Annotated in this window: 29 protein-coding genes; 16 read left to right on the plus strand and 13 right to left on the minus strand. The window is 74.2% G+C overall.

All coding sequences use genetic code 11. The annotated features are described in order from the left end of the window. Positions 1–57 precede the first annotated feature (57 nt). Positions 58–993, plus strand: coding sequence for a DUF2332 domain-containing protein (locus tag ACFY3U_RS00090; RefSeq protein WP_387192308.1), 936 nt, complete (start codon positions 58–60; stop codon positions 991–993). Here the strand turns inward: ACFY3U_RS00090 and ACFY3U_RS00095 are convergent, their stop codons facing one another. Next, positions 994–1,308, minus strand: coding sequence for a hypothetical protein (locus tag ACFY3U_RS00095; protein ID WP_387192310.1), 315 nt, complete (start codon positions 1,306–1,308; stop codon positions 994–996). It lies immediately after the preceding gene. A gap of 9 nt (positions 1,309–1,317) precedes the next feature. After that, positions 1,318–1,482, minus strand: a complete 165-nt coding sequence (locus ACFY3U_RS00100) for a hypothetical protein (RefSeq protein ID WP_387192312.1) — start codon at positions 1,480–1,482, stop codon at positions 1,318–1,320. 110 nt (positions 1,483–1,592) lie between these two features. Here ACFY3U_RS00100 and ACFY3U_RS00105 point away from each other — a divergent pair, with 110 nt between their 5' ends. The 3 genes from ACFY3U_RS00105 (at position 1,593) to ACFY3U_RS00115 (ending at position 3,789) form a co-directional block, all read left to right on the plus strand. After that, positions 1,593–1,835, plus strand: a complete 243-nt coding sequence (locus ACFY3U_RS00105; RefSeq protein ID WP_387192315.1) for a DUF5522 domain-containing protein — start codon at positions 1,593–1,595, stop codon at positions 1,833–1,835. A gap of 43 nt (positions 1,836–1,878) precedes the next feature. Further along, positions 1,879–3,141 (plus strand): MFS transporter, encoded by a 1,263-nt coding sequence (locus tag ACFY3U_RS00110; RefSeq protein ID WP_387192318.1) that lies wholly within the window; start codon positions 1,879–1,881, stop codon positions 3,139–3,141. Positions 3,142–3,237: 96 nt separating this feature from the next. After that, the gene (locus ACFY3U_RS00115) at positions 3,238–3,789 is read left to right on the plus strand and encodes a hypothetical protein (protein ID WP_387192320.1); all 552 of its coding nucleotides are present in this window, start codon (positions 3,238–3,240) and stop codon (positions 3,787–3,789) included. Positions 3,790–3,837: 48 nt separating this feature from the next. On the opposite strand, the gene ACFY3U_RS00120 is transcribed toward ACFY3U_RS00115, so the two are convergent. After that, the gene (locus tag ACFY3U_RS00120; protein WP_387192322.1) at positions 3,838–4,521 is read right to left on the minus strand and encodes a metal-dependent transcriptional regulator; all 684 of its coding nucleotides are present in this window, start codon (positions 4,519–4,521) and stop codon (positions 3,838–3,840) included. Positions 4,522–4,618: 97 nt separating this feature from the next. Here ACFY3U_RS00120 and ACFY3U_RS00125 point away from each other — a divergent pair, with 97 nt between their 5' ends. From ACFY3U_RS00125 to ACFY3U_RS00135, 3 genes are read left to right on the plus strand one after another with little or no spacing between them, the layout of a single operon-like run. Continuing rightward, positions 4,619–5,473: a sulfurtransferase gene (locus ACFY3U_RS00125; protein ID WP_387192325.1), complete on the plus strand. Its 855-nt coding sequence runs from the start codon at positions 4,619–4,621 to the stop codon at positions 5,471–5,473. A gap of 48 nt (positions 5,474–5,521) precedes the next feature. Beyond that, positions 5,522–6,703 carry an acetoin utilization protein AcuC gene (locus ACFY3U_RS00130; protein ID WP_387192328.1) on the plus strand — a complete coding sequence of 394 codons (1,182 nt, stop codon included), beginning with the start codon at positions 5,522–5,524 and terminating at the stop codon, positions 6,701–6,703. Positions 6,704–6,707: 4 nt separating this feature from the next. Continuing rightward, entirely contained in the window at positions 6,708–9,233 is a 2,526-nt protein-coding gene (locus ACFY3U_RS00135) for a GNAT family N-acetyltransferase (protein WP_387192331.1), read from the plus strand. Positions 9,234–9,296: 63 nt separating this feature from the next. On the opposite strand, the gene ACFY3U_RS00140 is transcribed toward ACFY3U_RS00135, so the two are convergent. The 5 genes from ACFY3U_RS00140 to ACFY3U_RS00160 form a co-directional block, all read right to left on the minus strand. Then, positions 9,297–9,443 (minus strand): hypothetical protein, encoded by a 147-nt coding sequence (locus ACFY3U_RS00140; RefSeq protein ID WP_387192334.1) that lies wholly within the window; start codon positions 9,441–9,443, stop codon positions 9,297–9,299. Between the two features lie 59 nt (positions 9,444–9,502). Further along, complete coding sequence (locus tag ACFY3U_RS00145; protein WP_387192337.1) at positions 9,503–9,928, minus strand: VOC family protein; 426 nt, start codon at positions 9,926–9,928, stop codon at positions 9,503–9,505. Between the two features lie 94 nt (positions 9,929–10,022). Then, positions 10,023–11,036: an RNA polymerase sigma factor SigB gene (gene sigB / locus ACFY3U_RS00150; protein ID WP_387192339.1), complete on the minus strand. Its 1,014-nt coding sequence runs from the start codon at positions 11,034–11,036 to the stop codon at positions 10,023–10,025. A 231-nt stretch (positions 11,037–11,267) separates the two neighbouring features. Continuing rightward, a complete protein-coding gene (gene dtd / locus ACFY3U_RS00155; protein WP_387192342.1) occupies positions 11,268–11,690 on the minus strand; it encodes a D-aminoacyl-tRNA deacylase in 423 nt (140 codons plus the stop codon). Positions 11,691–11,757: 67 nt separating this feature from the next. Continuing rightward, a complete protein-coding gene (locus tag ACFY3U_RS00160) occupies positions 11,758–13,242 on the minus strand; it encodes a methyltransferase (RefSeq protein WP_387192345.1) in 1,485 nt (494 codons plus the stop codon). Positions 13,243–13,473: 231 nt separating this feature from the next. On the opposite strand from ACFY3U_RS00160, the gene ACFY3U_RS00165 reads away from it, so the two are divergent. Next, on the plus strand, positions 13,474–14,049 hold the full coding sequence (locus ACFY3U_RS00165; RefSeq protein WP_387192348.1) for an HhH-GPD-type base excision DNA repair protein: 576 nt from the start codon (positions 13,474–13,476) through the stop codon (positions 14,047–14,049). Positions 14,050–14,076: 27 nt separating this feature from the next. Further along, a complete protein-coding gene (locus tag ACFY3U_RS00170; protein ID WP_387192351.1) occupies positions 14,077–15,303 on the plus strand; it encodes a low temperature requirement protein A in 1,227 nt (408 codons plus the stop codon). 31 nt (positions 15,304–15,334) lie between these two features. On the opposite strand, the gene ACFY3U_RS00175 is transcribed toward ACFY3U_RS00170, so the two are convergent. Together ACFY3U_RS00175 and ACFY3U_RS00180 are read right to left on the minus strand one after the other, a co-directional pair. Beyond that, entirely contained in the window at positions 15,335–15,643 is a 309-nt protein-coding gene (locus tag ACFY3U_RS00175; RefSeq protein WP_387192354.1) for a hypothetical protein, read from the minus strand. A 13-nt stretch (positions 15,644–15,656) separates the two neighbouring features. Then, on the minus strand, positions 15,657–15,944 hold the full coding sequence (locus ACFY3U_RS00180) for a hypothetical protein (RefSeq protein ID WP_387192358.1): 288 nt from the start codon (positions 15,942–15,944) through the stop codon (positions 15,657–15,659). 106 nt (positions 15,945–16,050) lie between these two features. On the opposite strand from ACFY3U_RS00180, the gene ACFY3U_RS00185 reads away from it, so the two are divergent. The 4 genes from ACFY3U_RS00185 to ACFY3U_RS00200 all read left to right on the plus strand — a co-directional run bounded on the left by ACFY3U_RS00185 (position 16,051) and on the right by ACFY3U_RS00200 (position 19,313). Continuing rightward, the gene (locus tag ACFY3U_RS00185) at positions 16,051–16,407 is read left to right on the plus strand and encodes a DUF3099 domain-containing protein (RefSeq protein WP_387192361.1); all 357 of its coding nucleotides are present in this window, start codon (positions 16,051–16,053) and stop codon (positions 16,405–16,407) included. 61 nt (positions 16,408–16,468) lie between these two features. Next, positions 16,469–16,687 carry a DUF3039 domain-containing protein gene (locus ACFY3U_RS00190; protein WP_346535762.1) on the plus strand — a complete coding sequence of 73 codons (219 nt, stop codon included), beginning with the start codon at positions 16,469–16,471 and terminating at the stop codon, positions 16,685–16,687. 40 nt (positions 16,688–16,727) lie between these two features. After that, positions 16,728–17,378, plus strand: coding sequence for a trimeric intracellular cation channel family protein (locus ACFY3U_RS00195; protein WP_387192365.1), 651 nt, complete (start codon positions 16,728–16,730; stop codon positions 17,376–17,378). A gap of 201 nt (positions 17,379–17,579) precedes the next feature. After that, a complete protein-coding gene (locus tag ACFY3U_RS00200) occupies positions 17,580–19,313 on the plus strand; it encodes a DEAD/DEAH box helicase (RefSeq protein WP_387192368.1) in 1,734 nt (577 codons plus the stop codon). Between the two features lie 78 nt (positions 19,314–19,391). On the opposite strand, the gene ACFY3U_RS00205 is transcribed toward ACFY3U_RS00200, so the two are convergent. Both ACFY3U_RS00205 and ACFY3U_RS00210 read right to left on the minus strand, forming a co-directional pair. After that, a complete protein-coding gene (locus ACFY3U_RS00205) occupies positions 19,392–19,625 on the minus strand; it encodes a hypothetical protein (RefSeq protein ID WP_036374862.1) in 234 nt (77 codons plus the stop codon). Between the two features lie 246 nt (positions 19,626–19,871). Beyond that, the gene (locus ACFY3U_RS00210) at positions 19,872–21,494 is read right to left on the minus strand and encodes an RNA polymerase sigma factor (RefSeq protein WP_387192371.1); all 1,623 of its coding nucleotides are present in this window, start codon (positions 21,492–21,494) and stop codon (positions 19,872–19,874) included. Between the two features lie 292 nt (positions 21,495–21,786). On the opposite strand from ACFY3U_RS00210, the gene ACFY3U_RS00215 reads away from it, so the two are divergent. Further along, on the plus strand, positions 21,787–22,611 hold the full coding sequence (locus ACFY3U_RS00215; protein WP_387192374.1) for an inositol monophosphatase family protein: 825 nt from the start codon (positions 21,787–21,789) through the stop codon (positions 22,609–22,611). A 19-nt stretch (positions 22,612–22,630) separates the two neighbouring features. On the opposite strand, the gene ACFY3U_RS00220 is transcribed toward ACFY3U_RS00215, so the two are convergent. Continuing rightward, a complete protein-coding gene (locus ACFY3U_RS00220) occupies positions 22,631–23,143 on the minus strand; it encodes a LytR C-terminal domain-containing protein (protein ID WP_387194056.1) in 513 nt (170 codons plus the stop codon). 432 nt (positions 23,144–23,575) lie between these two features. Between ACFY3U_RS00220 and ACFY3U_RS00225 the strand changes: the two genes are divergently transcribed. Together ACFY3U_RS00225 and ACFY3U_RS00230 are read left to right on the plus strand one after the other, a co-directional pair. Then, positions 23,576–23,872, plus strand: a complete 297-nt coding sequence (locus ACFY3U_RS00225; RefSeq protein WP_067315205.1) for a DUF4193 domain-containing protein — start codon at positions 23,576–23,578, stop codon at positions 23,870–23,872. Between the two features lie 127 nt (positions 23,873–23,999). After that, positions 24,000–24,854: a hypothetical protein gene (locus ACFY3U_RS00230; RefSeq protein WP_387192378.1), complete on the plus strand. Its 855-nt coding sequence runs from the start codon at positions 24,000–24,002 to the stop codon at positions 24,852–24,854. Positions 24,855–24,861 lie beyond the last annotated feature (7 nt).

Here is a 24,861-nt window from a genome sequence, read left to right on the forward strand (position 1 = left end):
CCGCACCCGTCAACCGGCGGGGCACCGAGCGGCCCGCCCGAATGGAATGCTTGCCGCATGACGACGGCGGAAACCTACGTCCGGTTCGCCGATCGGGAAGCGCGCGGCGTGTCGCCGACGTACGAGCGGCTCGCCCTCGCGGTGTCCCGGGACTGCAAGCTGCTCGACCTGCTCGACGGGCTGCCGCCGGCCAAGCGCCAACCGAACCTGCTCTTCGCCGTGGTGCGGCTGCTCGGCGGCCCGGTCGACGACCCGACCGCGTTCCACGACTACACCGTGGCGAACTGGCCGGCGATCGAGCCGGAGATCCGCTCCCGGGCCACCCAGACCAACGAGGCCGGACGGTGCGCCGTACTGCTGCCGGTGCTGGCGTCGTTGCCGCAACCGCTGGCCCTGCTGGAGGTCGGCGCGTCCGCCGGCCTCTGCCTCTATCCCGACCGGTACGCCTATCGATACGGCGACCACCTGATCGGCGCCGGCGCCCCGGTGCTGGACTGCGCGCTCACCGGTGCCGCCCCGCCGGACCGGTTGCCGGAGGTGGTCTGGCGGGCCGGCCTGGACCTGAACCCGCTCGACGTCACCGACCCGGCCGACCTGGCCTGGCTGGACGCGCTGATCTGGCCGGAGCACGGGCACCGGCGGGAGCGGCTGCGGGCCGCCGCGACGGTCGCGGCGGCCGAACCTCCGCTGCTGGTCCGCGGTGACCTGGTGGACGACCTGCCCGCGCTGGCCGCCCGGGCCCCGGCCGACGCCACCCTGGTGGTGTTCCACACCTCGGTGCTCTACCTCGTGCCGCCGCCGCGGCGGACGGCGTTCGCCGACCTGGTCCGTACGCTGCCGGGGCACTGGGTGGCGAACGAGGCGCCCGAGGTGCTGCCGTACGACGATCTGCCGGCGCCGCCCGACGGGGCGCACCACAACGTGCTCGCCCTGGACGGCCGCCCGGTGGCCTGGGCCCGGGGGCACGGCCAGGCGATCACCTGGTTCGGCTGATCACCGCTGCGGGTCGGGGTCGGCGTCGCGGGAGAAGAGCCGGCTGATCCGCTCCTTGTGGCGGGTCATCCCGGAGATCTCGATCCGGGCGTCCGGTGCGGCCTGGCCAACCCGTTCCAGGAAGTTCACCAGGCCGGGACCGGCCAGCAGCGTACGGGTGCGGCCGGTGCCGTACCGGATCCTCGCCATGTTCCGGCCGCTGGCGGCGGTGCTGATCTCGGTCAGCTCGGCCAGCGGCACCCGGGTCGTCCAGAGGGGAGCGCGCAGCCGCAGGTGGGTGTCGGTCAGCTGCAACCGGTACACCAGACGGAACATCCCCCAGGCTCACACCGCCGGCGTCCCGACCACGACCGCCACCAGCCGCACCCACCAGGGCACGTCCTGGTCGACCATGACCGCGATGACGGAGAAGACGATGGGGAACACCAGGATCAGCCCGTACACCGCCAAAGCCGGATGGTAGGTGTAGGTGCTCGTCCGGTCACTCATCACTGCCCCCCCCGTGGCGTCGACGCGCGTCGTTCCTACCCGGTGGCCCGGATCACCACACCCGGGCACGCGGCGACGCGGGCCGCCCCCGCCTCCGTAGAGTTGCCGCGGTGAGTGAGGAGCGACGTCCGCCGGCGGACCGGCCGTTGACCGAGCCGCACCCGTCCCGGCTGCCCGCCGGCCATCCCGACCGGGCCCGGATCCTCGCCGCGCACGCCGCCGCGCTTGCCGCCGGGGAGGCCGGCTACCTCGACCCGGCCACCGGGCTGTTCGTGCTCAGCGCCGGGTTCCTGTTACGCCGGGGCACCTGCTGCGGGCGCGGCTGCCGGCACTGCCCGTACGTCGACGACTGAAACCGGGTCGCCCCCGCGCCGTCGACCGCCTAGCGTTCCGCCGATGACGACCCGGCTGGAGCCCGCGCAGAGCGCGACCGCGCGCCCGCTGTGGCGGGACCGGAACTTCGCCCTGCTCTGGGGCGGTCAGACGGTGAGCGAGGTGGGCACCCGGATCTCCGGCGTGGCGGTGCCGCTGCTGGCCGCCGACACCCTGCGGGCCAGCGTGTTCCAGATCTCGCTGCTCAGCACGCTGGCCTGGCTGCCGTACCTGCTCTTCTCGCTGCCGGCCGGTCTGCTGGCCGACCGGGTCGACCGGCGTCGGCTGATGATCGGCTGCGACCTGGGCCGGGCCGGGTTGCTGCTCTGCCTGCCGCTGGCCGCGCTGCTCGGCCACCTCACCCTCACTGTCCTGTACCTGGTGGTCGGCCTCTCCGGCGTGCTGACCGTGCTGTTCACCGTGGCGTACAAGACCACCCTGCCCACGCTGGTGTCGGCCGACCGGCTGGTCGAGGGCAACGCCCGGCTCACCGTCAGCGAACACGCCGCGCAGCTGGTCGGGCCGACCCTGGGCGGCGCGCTGACCGGGCTGGTCGGCGCGGCGCGGACCTTCCTCGGCACCACCCTGGCCTTCGCGGCCAGCGCGGTCACCCTGCTGCTGATCCGGCCGCCGCGGCGCTCGCCCCGGCCGGCCGCCGCCCCGGTGTCCGCGCGCGGCGCCCTGGTGGAGGGCTTCGGCTTCATCCGCCGCCAGCCGATCCTGGTACGCCTGCTCGCCTGCACCGCCACCACGAACTTCTTCGCGGTGGCGATTCAGTCGCTGGAGGTGACGTTCCTGGTCCGGGAGCTGCACGCCGCCCCGGCCACGGTCGGGCTGGTCTTCTCGCTCGGCGCGGTGGGTGGCCTGGCGACCGGCGCGCTGGCCGGCCGACTGACCCGGTGGCTCGGCTCGGCCCGGGTGATCTGGGTGGCGATGGCCGCCCCGGGCCCGCTCTACCTGCTGCTGCCGCTGGCCCGCCCCGGCTGGGGCCTGTCGCTCTACGTGGTCGGCCTGGCCGCCTTCTCCGCGAACGTGATGCTCTACAACGTGGCCCTGGTCTCGTACCGGCAGCGGATCACGCCCGCGGACCTGCTCGGTCGGGTGACCGCCGCGTTCCTCTGGGTCTGCTTCGGGGTGATCCCGCTCGGCGCGCTCTTCGGCGGGGCGCTCGGCAGCTGGTACGGGCTGCGGCCGGCGCTGATGGTGTGCGCCCTGGGGACGTGGAGCGCGGCGCTGTTCGTGGTGGCGTCTCCACTGCGGAGGATGCGCGACCTGCCGGCGGGCTGACCGGCCGACCCGGGGGTTCCGCCCGACGGGGCGAGCCCGTACGGTGTCCGACGGACATCCGGCGGGCCCTCCGCCGACGATCGCGGAGGTTCCCACGTGCGCGCCCCGATCTGCCTTCCCGCCGCCGTCGTGCTGCTGACCACGGCCTGCGCCGCCCAGGACGCCCCCGCGGTCGCGCTGCCCGAGCCGGCGCCGGTGACGGTGGAGGTGGCGGCGGCGTCGTCCGGCGGCGCCTGCCGACTGCTGGACTTCGCGACCATCGCCAAGCACACCGGCGACCGGTTCGACGTGGCGGCCGCCAGCGACCAGGACGACACCCACACCTGCGTGGTGCGGACGGCGACCGCCTCCTGGCCGGAGCTGAGCCTGACCGTCACCGACACCCCGATCGACGCGGCCGGCTTCACCGCGGACGTCCGACCCGACGGGTCGGTCGCCGTGCCGAAGCTGGGCCGGGCCGGCTACCGCCGGGTCACCGCCGGCACCACGAAGCACGGCCCGGTGGCCGAGGTGGGCTGGCTGGCCCAGGAGGAACGGCTGGGCGTGCTGCGCTGGACAGGTCGTCCGGGGGCGGCACGCGCGGCGGCGGACGCCCAGGCCGGCCGGTTGATCACCCTGGCCCGCACGCTGGACATGGACGCGAGATGACCCGCCCGGCGGCCGGTTGACCCGGCTACCGGCTCACTGGCCGGCGGCTCAGTGGGCGGCGACGAAGACCCGGGAGGCGACCTCGCGGGGCAGCCGCACCCGCTCACCCGAGCGGTCGATGAACACCCCGTCGCGCTCCTGCGCCACGGTCACCGTGGCGCCCGGGTCGACCCCGGCGGCGTGCAGCTGGCGGAGCACGTCCGCGTCGGTCTGCACGCTCTCGCAGATCCGCCGGACCACGACCTGCCCGGTGAGGCCGGGGAAGGCCAGGTTGCGCTCACCCTCGATCGGGTCGGCCTCCGGGCCCGGCGAGCCCAGCTCCTCCAGCCCCGGGATCGGGTTGCCGTACGGCGAGCGGCTGGGCCGGTTGAGCAGGTCGTACACCCGCTTCTCCACCGCGTCGCTCATCACGTGCTCCCACCGGCAGGCCTCCTCGTGGGCCTCCTCGTAGGGCATCCCGATCACGTTGACCAGCAGCAGCTCGGCCAGCCGGTGCTTGCGCATCACGGAGACGGCGCTGCTGCGCCCGGCCGCGGTCAGCGCCAGGTGCCGGTCGCCCTCGACGGTGAGCAGGCCGTCGCGCTCCATCCGGGCGACGGTCTGGCTGACGGTGGGCCCGCTCTGCCGCAGCCGCTCGGCGATCCGGGCGCGCAGCGGTGGCACCCCCTCCTCCTCAAGCTCGAGGATGGTGCGCAGGTACATCTCGGTCGTGTCGACCAGGTCATGCTTCACGTCAGCGGCCTCCCGGTGGTCGATGCTACCCCGGGCGCCCGACGGCCCCCGCCGGCGAACCGCGAGGTGAGTGCCGGAATGGTGTTCACTGGAGCGCATGTCCGGAACCGATGAGCTGCTGGTCGAGCCCGCGGCGCTCGCCGGCGAGCTGCGCCGCGCCGACCCGCCCACCCTGCTCGACGTGCGCTGGCGGCTGGCCGGGCCGCCCGGCCGGGACGACTACGCGGCCGGTCACCTGCCCGGGGCGGTCTTCGTCGACCTGGACACCGCGCTCTGCGGCCCGCCCGGCCCCGCCGGGCGGCACCCGCTGCCCGACCCGGGCGCGCTGCAGGCCGCGCTGCGGGCGGCCGGCGTCCGGGCCGGTCACCCCGTGGTGGTGTACGACGGCGGCGACGGCATGTCCGCCGCCCGGGCCTGGTGGACGCTGCGCTGGGCCGGCCACCGCCCGGTGCGCCTGCTGGCCGGCGGCTGGCCGGCCTGGACCGCCGCCGGCCTGCCCACCTCGACCGAGGTGCCGAGCCCGGCGCCCGGCGACGTGACCGTCCGCCCCGGCGCGCTGCCGGTGCTGGACGCGGCCGCAGCGGCCCGACTGGCCGCCGCCAACGAGGGCGTGCTGCTCGACGTGCGGGCCGCGCCCCGCTACCGGGGCGAGACCGAGCCGGTCGACCCGGTGGCCGGGCACGTCCCCGGCGCGGTGAACCTGCCCGCCCCCGAGTACGTCGCGCAGGGGCGGTTCCCGGCCGCAGACGAGCTGCGGGAACGGTTCGCCGCGGCCGGGGTGACCGACGGGCCGGTCGGGGCGTACTGCGGGTCGGGGGTGACCGCCGCGCAGGCCGTGCTGGCGCTGCACCTGGCCGGCCGGCCGGACGCCGCGCTGTACGTCGGGTCGTGGAGCGAGTGGGTGGCCGACCCGGCCCGGCCGGTGGCCACCGGTGAGGAACCGCCGCGCTGAGCCGCGCGCGTGAGGGGCGGCCGGCGGCCCGCGTGCGACGATGTCGTCATGTCGGACGACACGGTGGTGATCTGGGACGAATCCCTGCTCGCCTACGACATGGGGGAACATCCGCTCGACCCGGTGCGGGTCGAGCTGACCGTCGCGCTCGCCCGCGAGCTGGGCGTGCTCGACCGGCCCGGGGTGCGGCTGGTCAAGCCGGAGCCGGCCGACGACGCGCTGCTCACGCTGGTGCACCGGCCCGACTACCTGGACGCGGTCCGCGCCGCGCCGCGCGACCCGCTGTTCGCCGGGTACGGGCTGGGCACCTCGGACAATCCGGTCTTCGACGGAATGCACGAGTCCAGCGCCTTGATCGTCGGCGCGACCGTGGCCGCCGCCGAGGCGGTCTGGCGGGGCGACGCCCGGCGCGCGGTCAACGTCTCCGGTGGCCTGCACCACGCCATGCCGGACCGGGCCGCCGGGTTCTGCGTCTACAACGACCCGGCGGTGGCCATCGCCCGCCTGCTCGACCTGGGCGCCGAGCGGATCGCGTACGTCGACGTCGACGTGCACCACGGCGACGGCGTGCAGGAGGCCTTCTACCACGACCCGCGGGTGCTCACGGTCAGCCTGCACGAGACCCCGCTGGCGCTCTTCCCCGGCACCGGCTTCCCGGACGAGACCGGTGGCCCGGGCGCCGAGGGCAGCGCGGTCAACGTGCCGCTGCCCCCGGGCACCGGGGACGCCGGCTGGCAGCGGGCCTTCCACGCGGTCGTGCCGTCGGTGCTGCGCGCGTTCCGGCCGCAGCTGCTGGTCACCCAGTGCGGCGCGGACGGGCACCGGATCGACCCGCTGGCCGACCTGCACCTGTCCGTCGACGGGCAGCGCGCCACCTACCTGGCGCTGCGGGCGCTCGCCGACGAGCTGTGCGACGGCCGCTGGGTGGCCACCGGTGGCGGCGGGTACGCGCTGGTCGAGGTGGTGCCCCGGGCCTGGACGCACCTGCTGGCGATCGCCACCGGCGACCCGCTCGACCCGGCCACCCTCATCCCGCCGGCCTGGCGGGCGCTGGCGCAGCGGCGGGCCCCCGGGCGGGACGTGCCCCTGCGGATGACCGACGACGTCGACCCGGCGTACCAGCCGTGGCAGCCGACCGGCGAGCCGAACGCGGTGGACCGGGCGGTGACCGCCGTGCGCAAGGCGGTCTTCCCGCTGCACGGGCTCGACCCGCACGACCCGCGCGACTGAGCCGGTGACCACCGTCGACCAGCCGGTGGACGTGCTGCTCAGCGACGGCAGCACCGTCCAACTGCGACCGATCCGGCCGCAGGACGCGCCGGAGATCGTGGCGATGCACTCGCGGTTCTCCGAGCGCACCCGCTACCTGCGCTACTTCTCGCCGTACCCGCGGATCCCGGAGCGGGACCTCCAGCGGTTCGTGAACGTCGACCACCGCGACCGGGAGGCGTTCGTGGTGCTCGCCGGCGCCCGGATCGTCGCGGTCGGCCGGTACGAGCGGCTCGGCCCGGACTCGCCGGAGGCCGAGGTGGCGTTCGTGGTGGAGGACGACTACCAGGGCCGGGGGATCGGCTCGGTGCTGCTGGAACACCTCGCCGACGCGGCCCGTCGCTACGGCGTGGTGCACTTCGTCGCCGAGGTGCTCCCGGCCAACGGGGCGATGCTGCGGGTCTTCTCCGACTTCGGTTACCAGGTGCAGCGACAGTTCGCCGACGGCGTGGTGCACCTGAGCTTCCCGATCGCCCCGACCGAGGCGACCCTGGAGGTGCAGCGCGGCCGGGAGCACCGCACCGAGGCGCGGTCGATCGCCCGGCTGCTCGCCCCGCGCGGGGTCGCGGTCTACGGCGCCAGCGCCACCGGGCAGGGCGTCGGCGCGGCGGTCCTCGGGCACCTGCGCGACGGTGGTTACCCCGGCCCGGTCGTCCCGGTGCACCCGAGCGCGGCGACCGTGGCCGGGCTGCCCGCGTACCCCTCGGCGGTGGACGCCGGGCACCCGATCGACCTGGCGGTCGTCGCGGTGGCGCCCGACGCGGCGCCCGGGGTGGTGGCCGACGCGGCCGCGGCCGGCGCGCACGGCCTGGTGGTGATCTCCGCGGGCTTCGCCGAGGCCGGCCCGGACGGCGCCGCGGCCCAGCGGGCGCTGGTCCGGGCCGCGCACGCCGCGGGCATGCGGGTCGTCGGCCCGAACTGTCTCGGGGTGGCGAACACCGACCCGGCGGTACGCCTCAACGCCACCCTCGCCCCGACGCTGCCGGCCCCCGGGCGGGTGGGCCTGTTCAGCCAGTCCGGGGTGTTCGGGGTGGCGCTGCTGGCCGAGGCGTCCCGGCGCGGGCTGGGCCTGTCCAGCTTCGTCTCCGCCGGCAACCGGGCCGACGTCTCCGGCAACGACCTGCTGCAGTACTGGCAGGACGACCCGGGCACCGACGCGATCCTGCTCTACCTGGAGACCTTCGGGAACCCGCGCAAGTTCGCCCGGCTGGCCCGCCGGATCGGCCGGCACAAGCCGGTGGTCGCGTTGGCCTCGCTGGCCCGCCCGACCGGTGCCGGGCCGGCGCTGGACACCGCCGCGGTCAGCGCCCTGTTCGCCCAGTCCGGGGTGATCCGGGTGGACACCGTGGCGGAGCTGCTGGACGTCGGTGTGCTGTTGGCCAACCAGCCGCTGCCGGCCGGCCCCCGGATCGCCGTGGTGGGCAACTCGTCGGCGTTGACCGGGCTCGCCGCCACCGCCTGCGCCGCGCGGGGGTTGACCGTGGCGGACGGGTACCCGCGCGACGTGGGTCCCCAGGCAGGCGCCGCCGAGTTCGCCGCCGCGCTGGCCGGGGCCGCCGCCGACGAGCGGGTGGACGCGCTGGTCGCGGTCTTCGCCCCGCCGCTGCCCGGTCAGCTCACCGTCGAGGAGCTGGACGTCGGTGCCGCGCTGGCCACCGGCAAGCCCACCGTGGCGACCATCCTCACCGGCCGGGTGCCGGCCGGGGTGCCGGCGTACCCGAGCGTGGAGGAGGCCGTGCGGGCGCTGGCCCGGGTCACCGGGTACGCCGGCTGGTTGCGCCGCGACCCCGGTACGCTGCCCGACCTGCCCGCCGTGGACCCGGCGGCGTCGCGGGTGGACGCCGCCGATCCGGCGGCGCTGCTGCGGGCGTACGGGATCGACGTGGTGGAGTCCGCGCCGGCGGTCACCGTGGACGAGGCGGTCGCCGCCGCCGAGCGGCTGGGCTGGCCGGTGGCGCTCAAGGCGGCCGCCCCCGGCCTGCGGCACCGCCTCGACCTCGGCGCGGTCCGCCTCGACCTGGCCGACCCGGCCGCGCTGCGCCGGGCGTACGCGGAGATGACGCCGCTGTTCGGCGCGGACGTGCTGGTTCAGCCGATGGTGCCGGCCGGGGTGGCCTGCGTGGTGGAGCTGATGGAGGATCCGGCGTTCGGGCCGGTGGTCGGCTTCGGGCTGGGTGGGGTGGCCACCGAGCTGCTCGGCGACCGGGCCTGGCGGGCCGTGCCGCTGACCGACCGGGACGCCGCCGAGCTGGTCGACGAGCCGCGCGCGGCGCCGCTGCTGCGCGGGCACCGGGGCGCGGCGCCGGTGGACCGCATGGCCCTGGTGGACCTGCTGCTGCGGGTCGGCCGGCTCGCCGACGAGCACCCCCGGGTGCGCTCGCTCAGCCTCAATCCGGTGCTGGCGCGGCCGGACGGCATCTCGGTGCTGCACGCCACGGTCGGGGTCGGCGCGGTCGCCGCCCGCCCGGACACCGGACCACGCCGCCTGTAGGGCGGGCGCACCGGTCCGCCCGGCGGCGGTCAGCCTACGGCCGCGACCAGCCTATGGCGACGGTCAGCGCAGGGCGACGGTCAGCAGGGCCAGCACAGACATCACGGCGAGCGCGACGAGCACCCCGACGCAGTCCATGTACGCGGCCGGCCGCACGCCGCCGCGTTCGGGCAGCGCTCCGCCGGGCGAGGTCGTCTCGGGTGTGGTCATGCTTACATCCTGAAGGCCCGCGCTCGCCGGGACAATGCCCTTGGCGAATTCCGCCGGGCTCAGCCGCGCGCGGAGATCTGCTGGATCGACCATGCGTTGCCGTCCGGGTCGGTGAAGTAGACGAAGCCGACGTTGTCCAGCGGGTGCGGAACCGGGCCGGGATTCTGCCCGATCACCTGGATCTCGCTCACCTCGACGCCCCGCTCGACCAGCTCGGCCCGCGCCCGCTCCAGGTCGGGCACCACCAGCTGCAGCCCCCTGAGCGAGCCGGGCGGCATCTGCGGCACGGCGCCCCGGCCGATCACCACCGAGCAGCCGGAGCCCGGCGGGGTGAGCTGCACGATCCGGGCGCCATCGGCGAGGCCGACCCCGTCGCCCATCCTGACGTCGTGGTCGACGGTGAAGCCGAGCCGCTCGGCGTAGAACTCCTTGGCCCGGTCCACGTCGGAGACCGGCACCACCACCACTTCCAGCGTCCAGTTCATGCCGCCCACCCTGCCCGACCGGTACGACGGTTCCGGTGCCGAACACGCGGTGGGCCCCGGCGAACCGCCGGAGCCCACCGCGTACCGTCCACCGTCAGCAGGCGTACGCCTCCAGTCGCTGCGCCCGCTCCGGGGCGCGCAGCTTCAGCAGGGTCACCTTCTCGATCTGCCGGATCCGCTCCCGGGACAGCCCGAACTCCTTGCCCACCTCGTCCAGGGTGCGCTGCCGGCCGTCGTCCAGGCCGAACCGCAGCCGGATCACCGCCTGCTCCCGCTGGGAGAGGGTGGACAGCACGATCCGTACCTCGTTGCGCAGCTCCCCGGTGGACGCGGCGTCACCCGGCTGCGCGGCCGGGTCGACCGCGGCGACGAAGTCGCCCAGCGCGCTCTCGCCGTCCTCGCCGACGGCCTGGTCCAGGCTGACCGGCTCCCGGTCGTACGAGATCAGCTCGATCACCTGGAACTCCGGGATCTCCAGCGCCCGGGCCACCTCGGCCACGGTGGGCTCCCGGCCCAGGCTGACCGACAGCTCCCGGCGCACCCGGACCATCCGGTTGACCTGCTCCACCATGTGCACCGGGATGCGGATGGTGCGGGCCTGGTCGGCCATCGCCCGGGTGATCGCCTGCCGAATCCACCAGGTGGCGTACGTGGAGAACTTGTAACCCTTGGCGTAGTCGAACTTCTCCACCGCCCGGATCAGCCCCAGGTTGCCCTCCTGGATCAGGTCGAGGAAGGCCATCCCGCGCCCGGTGTAGCGCTTGGCGATGCTGACCACCAGCCGCAGGTTCGCCTCCAGCAGGTGGTCCTTGGCGGCGTGGCCCTGGGTGACGATCAGCTCCAGGTCGGCGCGCAGCTCGGCGGAGACGGGAGTGCAGGTGGAGAGCTTCTCCTCGGCGAACAGGCCGGCCTCGATCCGCTTCGCGAGATCCACCTCCTGCGCCGCGGTGAGCAGCTTCGTCCGGCCGATCCCGTTGAGGTACGCCCGGACCAGGTCGGTGGAGATCCCGCGCTCGTCGGTGGCGTCCAGGTCGGCCAGGACGCCGGGGTCGGCCTCGGTCGTGGTGGTGGCCGGGCGGGTCTGGTGCTCGCTCATCTGCAGGGCCATCTCTGTCTCTCCCCGTGTCCGCTTCTCGCTGTCGCGTACCGGCCCCAGTGGCGCCGATGGGAACAGCTTTCCAACCGGGGCGTGAAACGGGAGTGAGGCGATCGGAGACCCGACAGCAATCCACCCCTCGCGCGGAACGCCTGCCGGCGTTGATCAAGGAGTTTGGGTCAGAATTCGGCTCGGGGAGACGCAAACTCCTTGATCAACAAGGGGGTGGGGTGGGGGTGGGGGTTAGAGGTCCAGGAGGAGGGTGCGGGGGCCGGTGTTGACGCTCTCCACGAGCATGTGGGTGCGGAAGCGGCCGGTCTCCACCTTGGCGCCGCGGGCGCGCAGCGCCTCCACCATCGCCGACACCAGGGGTTCCGCCTGTTCGGCCGGGGCGGCGGCCGTCCAGGAGGGACGGCGGCCCTTGCGGGCGTCGCCGTAGAGGGTGAACTGGCTGACCACCAGCAGCGGGGCGCCGGTGTCCGCCGCGCTGCGGTCGTCGTCCAGGATGCGCAGCTCGTGGAGCTTGCGCGCCATGGTCTGCGCCACCTGCGGCGTGTCGGCGTGGGTGACGCCGAGCAGCACCAGCAGGCCGTCGGCGATCTCCCCGACCACCTCGCCGTCCACGGTGACACTCGCCCGGCTCACCGTCTGCACCAGCGCCCGCATCAGCGCACCGCCGCGATCCGGTGCCGGCGGGAGGCGCTGCTGGTCGCGCGGGCGGATCGGCCGGGAGTCACGGCGTCACCGGCTCGATCAGGCCGCGCTCGACCAGGTGCGTCACGATCGGGCCGGCGGCCTCGGCCAGCTCGTCGACGGTCACATCGTGCGCCGCGGCGAGCAGGGCGAGCTGGTCGCGCAGCGGCATCCGGCCGTCGGCGCCGCCGACCAGGGCCAGCACCAACGGGTCGATCTCCTCCGACCAGCGCAGGCCGTGCGGCATCACCAGGACCTGCCGGTCGACCGCCCAGCCGTCCTCGCCCATGGTGGCCTCCTGCCGCAGCTGCAGGCCGGGAGCGGCCCGGTAGCGCTCGGCGAGCAGCGCCTCGGTGCCGCGTACCCGGAGGAAGTCCTGCCGGTCGAACCAGGCGGCGATCTGGTCGCCCATCGGCGGCTGGACCCGCTGGCGCAGGTCCTCCACCCGGATCAGCGGGTCGTCGTGGCCGGCCCGGCGCAGCGAGACGATGCCGAAGCCGATCGCCTCCACCTTGTGCGCGTCGAACCAGTCCAGCCAGGCGGCCATTCGCTCCGGGTCGGCCGCGTGGCCCACGTCGGTCAGCCACAGGTTCACGTACGCCATCGGGTCGGCGACCTCGCGCTGGATCACCCAGGCGTCCAGGCCGGTTCCGGCGAACCAGCCGGTCACCCGCTCGGCCCAGTCCTCGCCGGCGACGTGCACCCAGTTCGCCAGGTACTGCATGGTCCCGCCCTCGGTGAGCAGGCCCGGCGCGGCGGCGGCCAGCTCGGACCCGATGGCGTCGCCGACCCGGCCGGAGTCCCGGTAGACGTGCGTGGTGGTGCCCGGGCCGACCACGAACGGCGGGTTGCTGACCACCAGGTCGAAGCGGCGCCCGGCCACCGGGGCGACCATGTCGCCGCGGAGCAGTTCCCAGTCCTGCCCGTTGAGCGCGGCGGTGGTGGCGGCGAACCGCAGCGCCCGCTCGGAGACGTCGGTCGCGGTGACCGTACGGGCGTGGGTGGCCAGGTGCAGCGCCTGCACGCCGGAGCCGGTGCCCAGGTCCAGCGCGGTGCCCACCGGCCGGCGTACGGTGGCGCCGATCAGCGTCTGGGTCGCCCCGCCGATGCCGAGCACGTGCTCGCTGTGCAGCGGTCGGCCCGGTCGGGCGCTGGCCGGCACGTCGGCGAGCACCCACCAGTCGTCCCCGTACGGCTCCAGGTCGACGCCGGCACGCAGCCCGTCGCCGTGCCGCTCGACGATGCCCCCGGCGAGGGCGTCGGCGACGGTGAGCGGGGCGAGCGCGGCGGCCACCATGGACTCCGCCTCGGTCTGGTCGCAGATGAACACCCGGATCAGCGTGGCCAGCGGATCGCGGTCCTCGGTGGCCCGCAGCGCGGCGCGGAAGTCGTTGCGGGCGGCGCCGCCGGTGGCCGTCGGGCCGAGCCGGCCGGCGATCCCGTTCGAGGTGAAGTCCGCCCGGGTCAGCGCGGTGCGCAGCGCCTCGACGCCGGCGGGGGAGAGCAGCATGTCGTGTCGGTCCACCTCGCCATCCTGCCCCGTGGCGAGCCTCGGTCGGCCCGCACCCCGGAAGAACCGCCCGGTCGCCGGGTCGGCCGCGTGGCGCTCCCGTCGGCGGCGGGTCGGCCGCGGCGCCTCCGGATCGCCGGCTCCCGGCCCGGACGCCGATCCGGACCGGCACCCTCGATGGCCGGCACGATGAGCCCGCCGGGGAGTCGGCCCGGTCGGGACGGTCGGGTCGGGCAGGATGTGGGGATGACGCTGTCGCTGCCCATCGACCCCGAGGCCAACCGGCTGCTGGAGCGCGACCCGCTGGCGCTGCTCATCGGCATGGTGCTGGACCAGCAGATCCCGATGGAGAAGGCGTTCTCCTCGCCGTACGTGCTGGCCCAGCGGCTCGGCCACGAGCCGGGCGCGCGGGAGCTGGCCGAGCACGACCCGGAGGCGCTGGTCGCGATCTTCGCCACCCCGCCGGCCCTGCACCGCTTCCCGAAGGCGATGGCCGGCCGGGTCCAGGAGGTCTGCCGGGCGCTGGTCGACCGGTACGACGGCGCCGCCGCCGGTCTCTGGGCCGACGTCGCCGACGGCCGGGAGCTGCTGCGCCGCGTCGGCGACCTGCCCGGCTTCGGCCGGCAGAAGGCGCAGATCTTCGTGGCCCTGCTCGGTAAGCGGTACGACGTGCGGCCGGACGGCTGGCGCGAGGCGGCCGGGCCGTACGGCGACGCCGACGCGTACCGGTCGGTGGCCGACATCACCGACCCGGAGTCGCTGCGGCGGGTCCGCGAGTTCAAGCAGGCGGCCAAGGCGGCGGCGAAGGCCGCCAAGGGCTGACGCAACCGGCCGGTACGGCCGCTCGTTGTGCTCCGCGACAGCGGCGACGGGCGGGCGATGGCGGACGGGCGGGGCGGGGCGCTGGTGCGCGGCGAGGTCAGTTCCGCCCGGGCCACCTTCCTGGAGCTCTTCTTCGACCTGGTCTTCGTCTTCGCGCTGACCCGGGTCTCGCAGCGGCTGATCGACGACCTGACGGCCCACGGGCGCGACGTGCTGCGGGAGACCGCCCAGACGGTGCTGCTCTTCCTCGCGCTGTGGATGGTCTGGACGATGGCCGCCTGGGTTACCAGCCGGTATGACCCCGACCGGCCCGCCATCCACGTCCTGGTGAGCGCCTCGATGTTCGCCAGCATGGTGATGGCCGTGGCGATCCCGCGGGCGTTCGCCGAGCGGGCGTTGGCGTTCGCGCTGGGGTACGTGGCGATCCAGGTCGGCCGGCCGCTCTTCCTCACCCTGGCGCTGCGCGGGCATCCCCGGCGCGCGGTCACCGCCCGGATCCTGCTCTGGTTCGCGATCGGTGCGGTGCCGTGGCTGGCCGGCGCCCTGCTGCCGGGGTGGCGGTCGGCGCTCTGGGTGGCGGCCCTGGCCTGGGACTACGTCGGGCTCGCGCTGGGCTGGCCGCTGCCGGGGCGGGGATCGGCGCGGGCCGCCGGCTGGGCGGTGATGGGGGAGCACCTGGCCGAGCGGTACCAGCAGTTCTTCCTCATCGCGCTCGGCGAGAACATCCTGGTCATCGGGCTGGCCTACAGCGGCGAGGCGTTCTCCGTCGGCGGCGCGCTCGCGTTCACGCTCTCCTTCATGACCACGGCCCTGCTCTGGCGGATCTACTTCCACCGGGCCGGTCACGTGCTGGCCGACGCGATCCGGGCGGCCCGCCGGCCGGGGGTGCTCGGCGAGTCGGCGAGCTGGACCCACCTGGTCATCGTGGCGGGTGTGCTGCTCACCGGGGTCGGCTACGAGCTGGTCGTCGCACACCCGTACGGGCCGGCGACGCGGGGCTGGCCGTTCTTCGTGACCGGCGGGCCCGCCCTCTTCCTGGCCGCCCGCGCCCGCCTCGAGTACGAGATCTTCGGCCGGGTGTCCCGTAGCCGGGTGCTCGGGGTGGCGCTGCTGCTGGCGCTGCTCCCGGTGGCGGCGCGGCTGCCACCGGTCGGCGTGCTGGCGCTGGTCGCGGCGCTGCTCGGCGGGATCGCGGCCGGCGACGCGCTGCGGGCCCACGGTCGGCCGCTCGAGGAGCCCACCCCGCCGCTGTAGCGGGGCGGGCGCACCGGCCCCGGTGGCCCGCTCAGGCGGCGGTCGGGCGGGACAGCGACGCCAGGGCGCGGCGCACGTCGGCGAGCGACACGGTGGCCGAGTCGTCCAGGTCGGCCAGGCCGGCCTCGATCCACTGCCGCATCAGCGTGGTCACGCCGATGCCGCGTGCCTCGGCGGCCGCCCGGACCCGGTCGTACGTCTCCAGCGGCAGGCGCACCGAGCGGCTGACCATCGGCACGTCGGTGTCGGGGGTGGGCAGCTCCAGCGGCGGACTCTCGTCGATCAGGTCGGCGAGTGGGTCGTCGCCGTGGAACCGCTTGGTGGCCTCGTTACGGTTCATCGCCGTCGCCTCCTCATCGGCGCGATCTCCGCACGGCCTCGTCGTAGCGCTTGGCCTCGACGTCGCTCAGCTCGCGGGCGGAGAGGATGTCCCAATCGTTGTCGGTGCCGTCGGCCTCGGCGAGCAGCACGGCCAGTCGTCGGCCGCGGCGGTTCGCCGCGTAGACGACCATCACGTCGTCGCCCAGGTGCCGGATCACCCGGCGGGTGCTGTGCAGGGCCTCCCAGACTTCCCCGGGCGCGACGTCGTAGACCCGCAGGTTGGCCAACGCCTCGTCGGTGAAGCTGAAACGGCTGCCCACGCGGGCAGCGTACCACGCACGTAACACGCAACTGGTACGCGTCGATTTTGGCTGATCACGGCTCGGTGGTGACAGGATGAAGGGAATCCCCTCGAGGAGGTCCGTGGTGAAGCATCAGGCGTACCAGCCGATCCTGATCACCGACGCCTCGCGCAGCCAGGAGGACCAGCTCACCAGCAGGCAGAAGCGGTACGTGCTGATGATGGGCATCCGGGTGGCCTGCGTGATCGCCGGCGCGATCCTGGTCGGCACGAAGGCGCCCCTGCTCTGGCTCTGGTTGTCGCTCGTCGCGCTCGGCATGATCCTGATTCCCTGGCTGGCCGTGCTGCTGGCCAACGACCGGCCGCCGAAGGAGGAGCACCGGCTGGCCGGGCGGTTCCAACCCCGGCGCCGGGACGAGACCCCGCCGATGAGCCTGACCGCCGAGGAGCGCCCGCACCGGGTCATCGACGCCGAGCCCTGAGCGGGCCTGCGGTGGACCGGCTCGGGGCCACCTGCCAGAATTGACCGTTGGAGGTGCAGACGTGAGCACACAGATTCTGGAGCGTCCGGAGCTGAAGGACGCGGACACCGGTCCGGAGATGTTCCACTACGTCCGCAAGGAGAAGATCGCCGAGAGTGCCGTCATGGGCACCTTCGTCGTGGCGCTCTGCGGTGAGACCTTTCCGGTGACCAAGGCCGCCAAGCCGGGCTCGCCGGTCTGCCCGAAGTGCAAGGAGATCTACGACTCCTACCGGGAGTGATCCCGGCCGGCCGGCCCGACCGTCGCCGTAACCTTCGGCCGTGACCACCTCCACCGCCCTGCTCCTCGCCGACCTGACCGGGGTGGCCGTCTTCGCCGCCTCCGGTGCCTCCGCGGCGGTGGCCAAGCGGCTCGACATCTTCGGCGTCGTCTTCGTCGGCTTCGTGGCGGCGCTCGGCGGCGGCATCTTCCGGGATCTGGTCATCGACGAGTCGCCGCCGCTGGCCTTCGCGGACTGGCGCTACGCCAGCACCGCCGCGGTCACCGCCGCCGCCGTCTTCTGGCTGCACCCCCAGCTCGCCCGGCTGCGGACCACCGTCCTGGTGCTGGACGCCGCCGGGCTGGCCCTGTTCACCGTCACCGGCACCCTCAAGGCGCTCGACGCCCGGGTGCCGCCGGTCGGCGCGATCGTGCTCGGCATGCTGACCGCGATCGGCGGCGGCCTGGGCCGGGACCTGCTCACCGCCGAGATCCCGGTGGTGCTGCGCCGGGAGATCTACGCGGTGGCCGCGCTCGCCGGCGCGGTCGCCGTGGTCCTGCTGGACGCCCTGGGGTACGCCGGGACGCTCCCGCTGACGGGTGCGGCGGTGCTGGTGTTCGTGCTCCGGCTGGTGGCGTTGCGGCGGCGGTGGTCCGCCCCGGTGGCGACGCTGCAACCGCCCAGGACCGGGGTGCGCGGCCCGCAGGAGTGAGTGCGCTGCCCGCAGGGGTGGGTGCGCGGGCGGGGGTGTCGGATGTGACCAGCGTGGCGTCGGATAGGCCGAGGGACGTCCGCTGGTTATGCTGGGGCCGGCCTTCGCGGCAACATCTGCGCGGAGGCGTTTTCATGGGCGGCGGCACCCGTGGCCCTCGGCCCGGGTCCGCCGGTGAGGTGGTCGGAGAGGAGCCTTCGCGTGGCAGCCCGGACGCCGGCGCTCGAGACGTTCCCGCCCCTGCGGGCCTGGCAACGCAGGGCGCTGGTGGAGTACCTGCGCCGCCGCACCGACGACTTCACCGCGGTGGCCACCCCCGGCGCCGGCAAGACCACCTTCGCCCTGCGGATCGCCGCCGAGCTGCTGGCCGACGGCACCGTCGAGGCGGTCACCGTGGTCGCTCCCACCGAGCACCTGAAGACCCAGTGGGCCACCGCCGCGGCCCGGGTCGGCATCCAGCTGGACTCCGCGTTCCGCAACGCCGACCTGCACTCCGCCGCCGACTTCCACGGCGCCGTGGTCACCTACGCCCAGGTCGGCATGGCGCCCCAGGTGCACCGGCGGCGCACCATGACCCGGCGCACGCTGGTCGTCCTGGACGAGATCCACCACGCCGGCGACTCGCGGACCTGGGGCGACGGCGTCAAGGCGGCCTTCGAGCCCGCGGTACGCCGGCTGATGCTCACCGGCACGCCGTTCCGCTCCGACGACAACCCGATCCCGTTCGTCGAGTACGAGCGGGGCGGCGACGGCCTGCTGCGCTCTCGGGCCGACTCCGTCTACGGCTACTCCGACGCGCTGCGCGACGGCGTCGTCCGGCCGGTGCTGTTCCTGGCGTACTCGGGGGAGACCCGGTGGCGGACCAACGCCGGCGACGAGCTGGCCGCCCGGCTGGGCGAGCCGATGACCCAGGATCTGGTGGCCCAGGCGTGGCGGACCGCCCTGGACCCGGCCGGCGACTGGATGCCCCAGGTGCTGCGCGCCGCGGACGCCCGGCTGACCGTGCTGCGCAACGCCGGCATGCCGGACGCCGGCGGCCTGGTGATCGCCAGCGACCAGCAGACCGCCCGGTCGTACGCCAAGCTGATCGAGCGGCTGACCGGCGAGCGGGCGGCGGTGGTGCTCTCCGACGACCAGGGCGCCTCCGGCCGGATCGCGTCGTTCGCGGCGTCCGAGCAGCGCTGGCTGGTCGCGGTCCGGATGGTGTCCGAGGGGGTGGACATCCCCCGGCTGGCGGTCGGCGTCTACGCCACCAGCGCCAGCACGCCGCTGTACTTCGCGCAGGCGATCGGCCGCTTCGTCCGGGCCCGCCGTCCGGGGGAGACCGCGTCGGTCTTCCTGCCCAGCGTGCCGCACCTGCTCGGGCTGGCCAGCGAGATGGAGGCCGAGCGGGACCACGTGCTCGGCAAGCCCAAGGACCGCGAGGGTTTCGACGACGACCTGCTGGAGCGCGCCCAGCGCGACGACCAGGCCAGCGGCGAGCTGGAGAAGCGGTTCGCCGCGCTGTCCGCCACCGCCGAGCTGGACCAGGTGATCTTCGACGGAGCGTCCTTCGGCACGGCGGCCCAGGCGGGCACCCCGGAGGAGGAGGAGTACCTGGGCCTGCCCGGCCTGCTCACCGCCGACCAGGTTTCGCTGTTGCTGACCAAGCGCCAGGCCGAGCAGCTCGCCGCCCAGCGCCGCCGGACGGCCACCCCGGCCGCTGAGCCGGCCGCTGCGGCCCCCGCGGCCCCGCCGGCACCGATGAGCGCCGCCCAGCGTCGGGTGGCGCTGCGTCGCCAGCTGAACGCCCTGGTGGCGGCCCGGCACCACCGCACCGGCCAGCCGCACGGCAAGATCCACGCCGAGCTGCGCCGGCTCTGTGGCGGCCCGCCCAGCGCCCAGGCGACCATCGAGCAGCTCGAGGAGCGGATCGCCACCGTGCAGACGCTCTGAGCCGCCCTACGCAGAAGCCGGCCGGAGACCCTGGTGGGTCTCCGGCCGGCTCATGTCGTCGGTTGCGGTTTTCGGATCTCAGTTCGCCATCAGATCGGCGCCACGCCAGCTGAACTCCGGGTCCGTCGCGTAGCGCACGGTGATCTTCACCAGATCCTCCGCGTACTTGTTCGCGTGGTGCCCACAGAACACCAGCTCGCTCCCACCCGCCAGAGTGATGCGGAGCTTGCCGGCAGCATTGCAGCGGTCGCACCGTTCATCGGCGGCTGGGGGAGCCACCGTTTCGGGCGGCGGCGTGAGGGTCGGGGTCATCGCCTTCCTCCTCTGGTCGTCACCGATGAACACTCTCTTCGGTCCTTGCTCACCCATCGTGCAACACCCGGGCCGGGCCCTGCCTTCCCTGTGTGCCCGCGGGCGACCGAGGTCACACATTGCAGGGAGACAGTGTGCCGTGCACCAAGGGTGCCACGTCAACGATCACAAACGAGCAAACGCCCGATCACCTTTGAGTGTTCTACGGCTGGTGATCAAACCGACACGGCTGGTTGACGCGCGGGCTCAGTCCAGGTAATCGCGCAGCACCTGAGAACGGGACGGGTGGCGCAGCTTGGACATCGTCTTGGACTCGATCTGCCGGATCCGCTCCCGGGTCACGCCGTACACCTGGCCGATCTCGTCCAAGGTGCGCGGCTGGCCGTCGGTCAGACCGAAGCGCAGGCGTACCACGCCCGCCTCACGCTCGGAGAGCGTCTGCAGCACCTGCTGGAGCTGGTCCTGCAGCAGCGAGAAGGAGACCGCGTCGACCGCGACCACGGCCTCCGAGTCCTCGATGAAGTCACCGAGCTGGCTGTCGCCCTCGTCGCCGATGGTCTGGTCGAGCGAGATGGGCTCCCGGGCGTACTGCTGGATCTCCAGCACCTTCTCCGGGGTGATGTCCATCTCCTTGGCCAGCTCCTCCGGGGTGGGCTCGCGGCCCAGGTCCTGAAGCAGCTCACGCTGGATGCGGCCGAGCTTGTTGATCACCTCGACCATGTGCACCGGGATGCGGATGGTGCGGGCCTGGTCGGCCATCGCCCGGGTGATCGCCTGCCGGATCCACCAGGTGGCGTACGTGGAGAACTTGTAGCCCTTGGTGTAGTCGAACTTCTCGACCGCCCGGATCAGGCCGAGGTTGCCCTCCTGGATCAGGTCGAGGAAGGCCATGCCCCGGCCGGTGTACCGCTTGGCCAGCGACACCACCAGTCGGAGGTTGGCCTCCAGCAGGTGGTTCTTGGCGCGCTCGCCGTCGCGGGAGATCCAGCCCAGGTCCCGGACCATGTCCCGGACGAGCTTCTCCTCGCCCTCGTCGGCGGCCCGCAGCCGCTCCGCGGCGTAGAGCCCGGCCTCGATCCGCTTGGCCAGCTCCACCTCCTGCTCCGCGTTGAGCAGCGGGACCTTGCCGATCTGCTTGAGGTACGCCCGGACCGAGTCGGCGGAGGCGGTCAGCTCCGCGTCCCGGCGCGCCTGCTTGAGCGCCTCGGACTCCTCGTCGTCCCACTCGAAGTCGTTGTCGGTGGCGGAGGCGGCGGCGTCGGTCTCGGCGGCCTGGGTCAGCTCGGCCGGCTCCTCGACCACCACGTCCTCGATCTCGGCGGCCAGCTCCTCCGGGTCGATCTCGCCCTCGGCGCCCTCGCCCTTGACCTTGCCGTCGGTCGCCTTGGCGGCCTTGGTGGCGCCGGCGGCGGCCACCGTCGCCTTGGTGGCGCGGGTGGCCTTCGTCGCCTTGGCGGCGGGCGTGGCGGCCCTGGCGGCCACCCCGGCGGTGGTCGTGGCGGTGGCCTTGCGCGGCGCCGCCTTGCGCGGCGCGGGCGCCGTCGCCTCCTCGGCGGCGGGCGCCTGCTTGGGCGCCGGCGCGGCGGCCTTCTTGGTGGTCTTCGCGGTGGCGGCCCGGGACGCCGGGGTGGCGGACCGGGCGGCGGCCACCCGGCGACGGGTGCTGGTGGAGCCGTCCACCACCACCGTCACGCCCGCGTCGGAGAGCGCCCGCAGGATCTTCTTGGCCTGGGCCGGGGTCACCTCAGCGGCCTCGACGGTGTGCGCGAGCTGGGCCGACGTCAACTGACCGCCGGCGCTCTGCGCGTGCGCGATCAGGGTGTCGGTGAGCGAGCGAACGTCGGCGCCGGTCTGGCGTGGTTCTGTCACGAATGACCTTCCGGAGGCGAAAGAGCGAGCACGGCCGGGGTGCCCGGCGCAGCGTGGGACGACCGTGCCGGACGATGTCTGAGGGACCCCCGTGTCCCGTTCCGGCCGGGTCGGCGGCGGTCCGGTGCACGTGGGCAGGGTGAATTGTAACGCCGTCTGCGGCGATCATCCTGCGGCGCACGGCGGACCGGCGGGCAGGGACCGCCGATTGGGCGCAGTTGTGGACTTTGTAAGGATGATACCCACGCGCGAACTCGGATGTTCCGCCTCGTGCGGGAAGGGGACGAACACCATGACCCGTTCGACGCCGACGCCGACGCCGACGCGGCTGCTGGAGATCGCGGTGACGGTGGCCCGCGACGCGGCGGCCACCGCGTACCGGATGCGGGCCGAGGGGGTGTCCGTCGCGGCCACCAAGAGCACCGTCACCGACGTGGTGACCGCCGCCGACCGGGCGGTGGAGCGGCAGGTGCTGGACGCCCTGGCCGCGCTCCGGCCGGACGACGCGGTGCTCGGCGAGGAGTACGGCGCCGGGGAACCGGCCGCGGCGGCCAGCGGGGTCCGCTGGATCGTCGACCCGATCGACGGCACGGTCAACTACCTCTACGGCCTGCCGTACTGCGCGGTCTCGCTGGCCGCCGAGGTGGACGGCGCGGTGGTCGCCGGCGTGGTGCGCAACGTCTTCACCGGCGAGGAGTGGACCGCCACCGCGGGCGGCGGCGCCTGGCGGGAGGGGCGGCGGCTGCGTTGCTCCACCGAGACCGACCTGGGTCAGGCGCTGGTCGCGACCGGGTTCGGCTACGCCGCCGCCCGCCGGTCCCACCAGGCCCGGGTGGTCGCCGAGCTGATCCCGCACGTGCGGGACATCCGCCGCTTCGGCGCGGCCGCGCTGGACCTCTGCCTGGCCGCCGAGGGCCGGGTGGACGCGTACTACGAGAAGGGGCTGGCCGCCTGGGACCTGGCCGCCGGCGGGCTGGTGGCCACCGAGGCGGGCCTGCGGGTCAGCGGGCTGCGCGGCCGGCCCGCCGGACCGGACCTGGTGCTCGCCGCGCCGCCCGCGCTCGTCGGGGCGCTGCACGACCGGCTGGCCGCGCTGGACGCCTCCGGCGGCCCGTGACCGGGGCCGAAGGGGGCCGCTACTTCACCGGCATCGGGCAGGAGCCGTCCGGCGCGACCGGCGCCCCCAGGTCACCGAGCGACTGGTTGACCTCGGTGGTGGTGGCCAGCTGCTGGAACGAGCTGCCCAGGATCACGTCGACCGTGTCGTCGGTGCGCTTGGCGTCGTACTTGGGGTCGGCGTTGTTCAGGAAGTACGCCCGCAGCAGGTGGGCGGAGCCGACCCCCTTCGGGCCGTACCGCAGGACGGCCACGCCGTCGACCCCGCTGGGCGCGTTGGCCACCTTCTTCACCTGGAACTTGCGGTTGCGGAAGTCGTCCGCGACGTCCGCCGCCCGGCCCGGCTGGTTGGTGCCGTTGTAGACGTTGATCTTCACGTCCTGGTTGTTCCGCAGCCGGACGTCGGCCAGTGGCCAGCCGTCCGGGCAGCCGCCGGCGAGGCCGGCCTTGCCCTGGGTGTCCTTGACCAGGGCGACGACCACGAACACCAGGGCGATGACCGCCAGCAGACCGACGACAACGAGTGCTCGCACTCGCGCAAAACTCATCTGGGCGCTCCCCGGGGACGTGACGGTGATGGTGGTTGCCGGCGGTCGGACCGCCCCGCCGGCCGTCGAGTACGCCGCTGAGGTTAACGGTTGTCCGGCGGTCGCGTGGAAACAGTCCGACATGCCGGCGCGCCATCAGGGAACCGGGTAGTACTACCCCTATCTTCGTGTCGCCTGAGTCACATCGGGAACAACTCGGGGGCCAGGGGCGTACATCTCAGCCACGAGGGCGGTATACATGCCTCGCCCACGAGGGGGTAAGGTTCCGCGCTCGCTGGGGGTGTTTCCCTGGCGGCTCCGGCTCGCCCGACCGTCGGGTCGGCTGACCGACAGAATTGTCCGCCCAGCGGGAACCGAAACAGCGTCGCCCGGCGTTACAACCGGAAGCGACAACATCGATATTGGAGAGTGAAACCGATGGCCACCGACTACGACGCCCCGCGTCGCGACGAGGTCGACCTCGGCGAGGACAGCCTGGAAGAGCTCAAGGCCCGGCGGGTCGACTCACAGTCGGGCGCCGTGGACGTCGACGAGGCCGAGGTGGCCGAGAGCTTCGAGCTGCCCGGTGCCGACCTCGCCGACGAGGAGCTCACCGTCAAGGTCCTCCCGATGCAGCAGGATGAGTTCCGGTGCGGCCGGTGCTTCCTGGTCCACCACCGCAGCCAACTGGCGGTCGAGCGCAACGGCGATCTGATCTGCCGCGAGTGCGTCTGACCCCCGATCCACGCGGCGGCCTCCCCGGCGGGGCCGCCGCTGCCCGCGCCGCCGTGCGGGCGTGGCGCGGAACTGCTTGACTTCAGGGGTAGTTTCCACGCCGACGGGATCCTTGGAGGACTGGCGGATGAACGAGCACGGCGAACGGAACGAGGCGTCCGGGCGCCCCGAACCGGGCGACCGGGTCGACCCGTTCCCGGGCGACGGCACGGAGAGTGCCGCCGACCGGGCCGGTGACGAGCTGGGCGCCACCGTCGCGGAGCTGACCGCCGACGACCTCGCCCCGTCCCGCCGCCGGCAACTGCTCACCCGGCTGGTCGGCCAGGTCCGCGCGCGTGGGGTGGGCGACCTGTTCAAGCCCAGGGCCGCGGTGCGCTGGATGACCGACACGGTCGGCGACGTCGCGCCGCACGTGCCCATCCGCGACCTGGCCACCCTGCGCCGGCACTTTCCCGGCCTGGACGACGAGGCGCTCGCCGACCGGCTGGTCCGCAACGCCGCCCGGGCCACCGCCGGTGTCGGCGCGGCCGGTGGTGGTGTCGCCTCGGTGGAGTGGGTGGTCACCCCGACCCTGCTCTCCGCCCCGGTGCTGCTGGCCGCCGAGACGGTCTCCGTGGTGGCCGTCGAGCTGAAGCTGATCGGCGAGCTGCACGAGATCTACCGCGTTCCGCTGCCGACCGGCGGCACCCAGCGTGCCGTGGCGCTCGTGCAGTCCTGGGCCAGCCAGCGCGGGATCAACCCGATGATGCCCGGTGTGGGGGTCAGCGCGGTGCTCGGCACCGCCGCCCGCCGCGAGCTGCGCGACACCCTGCTCAAGCGGTTCGGTCGCAACCTCACCACGCTCGGCCCGTTCCTCACCGGCGCGGCGGTGGCCAGCTACCTCAACCAGCGCTCGACCAAGACGCTGGCCGAGCAGCTGCGCCGCGACCTGCGCAAGTCCGGCGGCGCGCTGCCGCCGCACGGTCGCCCGGCGCTGCCCTGACCGCCGT

The organism is Micromonospora sp. NPDC000089 (assembly GCF_042899365.1).
GTDB lineage: Bacteria > Actinomycetota > Actinomycetes > Mycobacteriales > Micromonosporaceae > Micromonospora.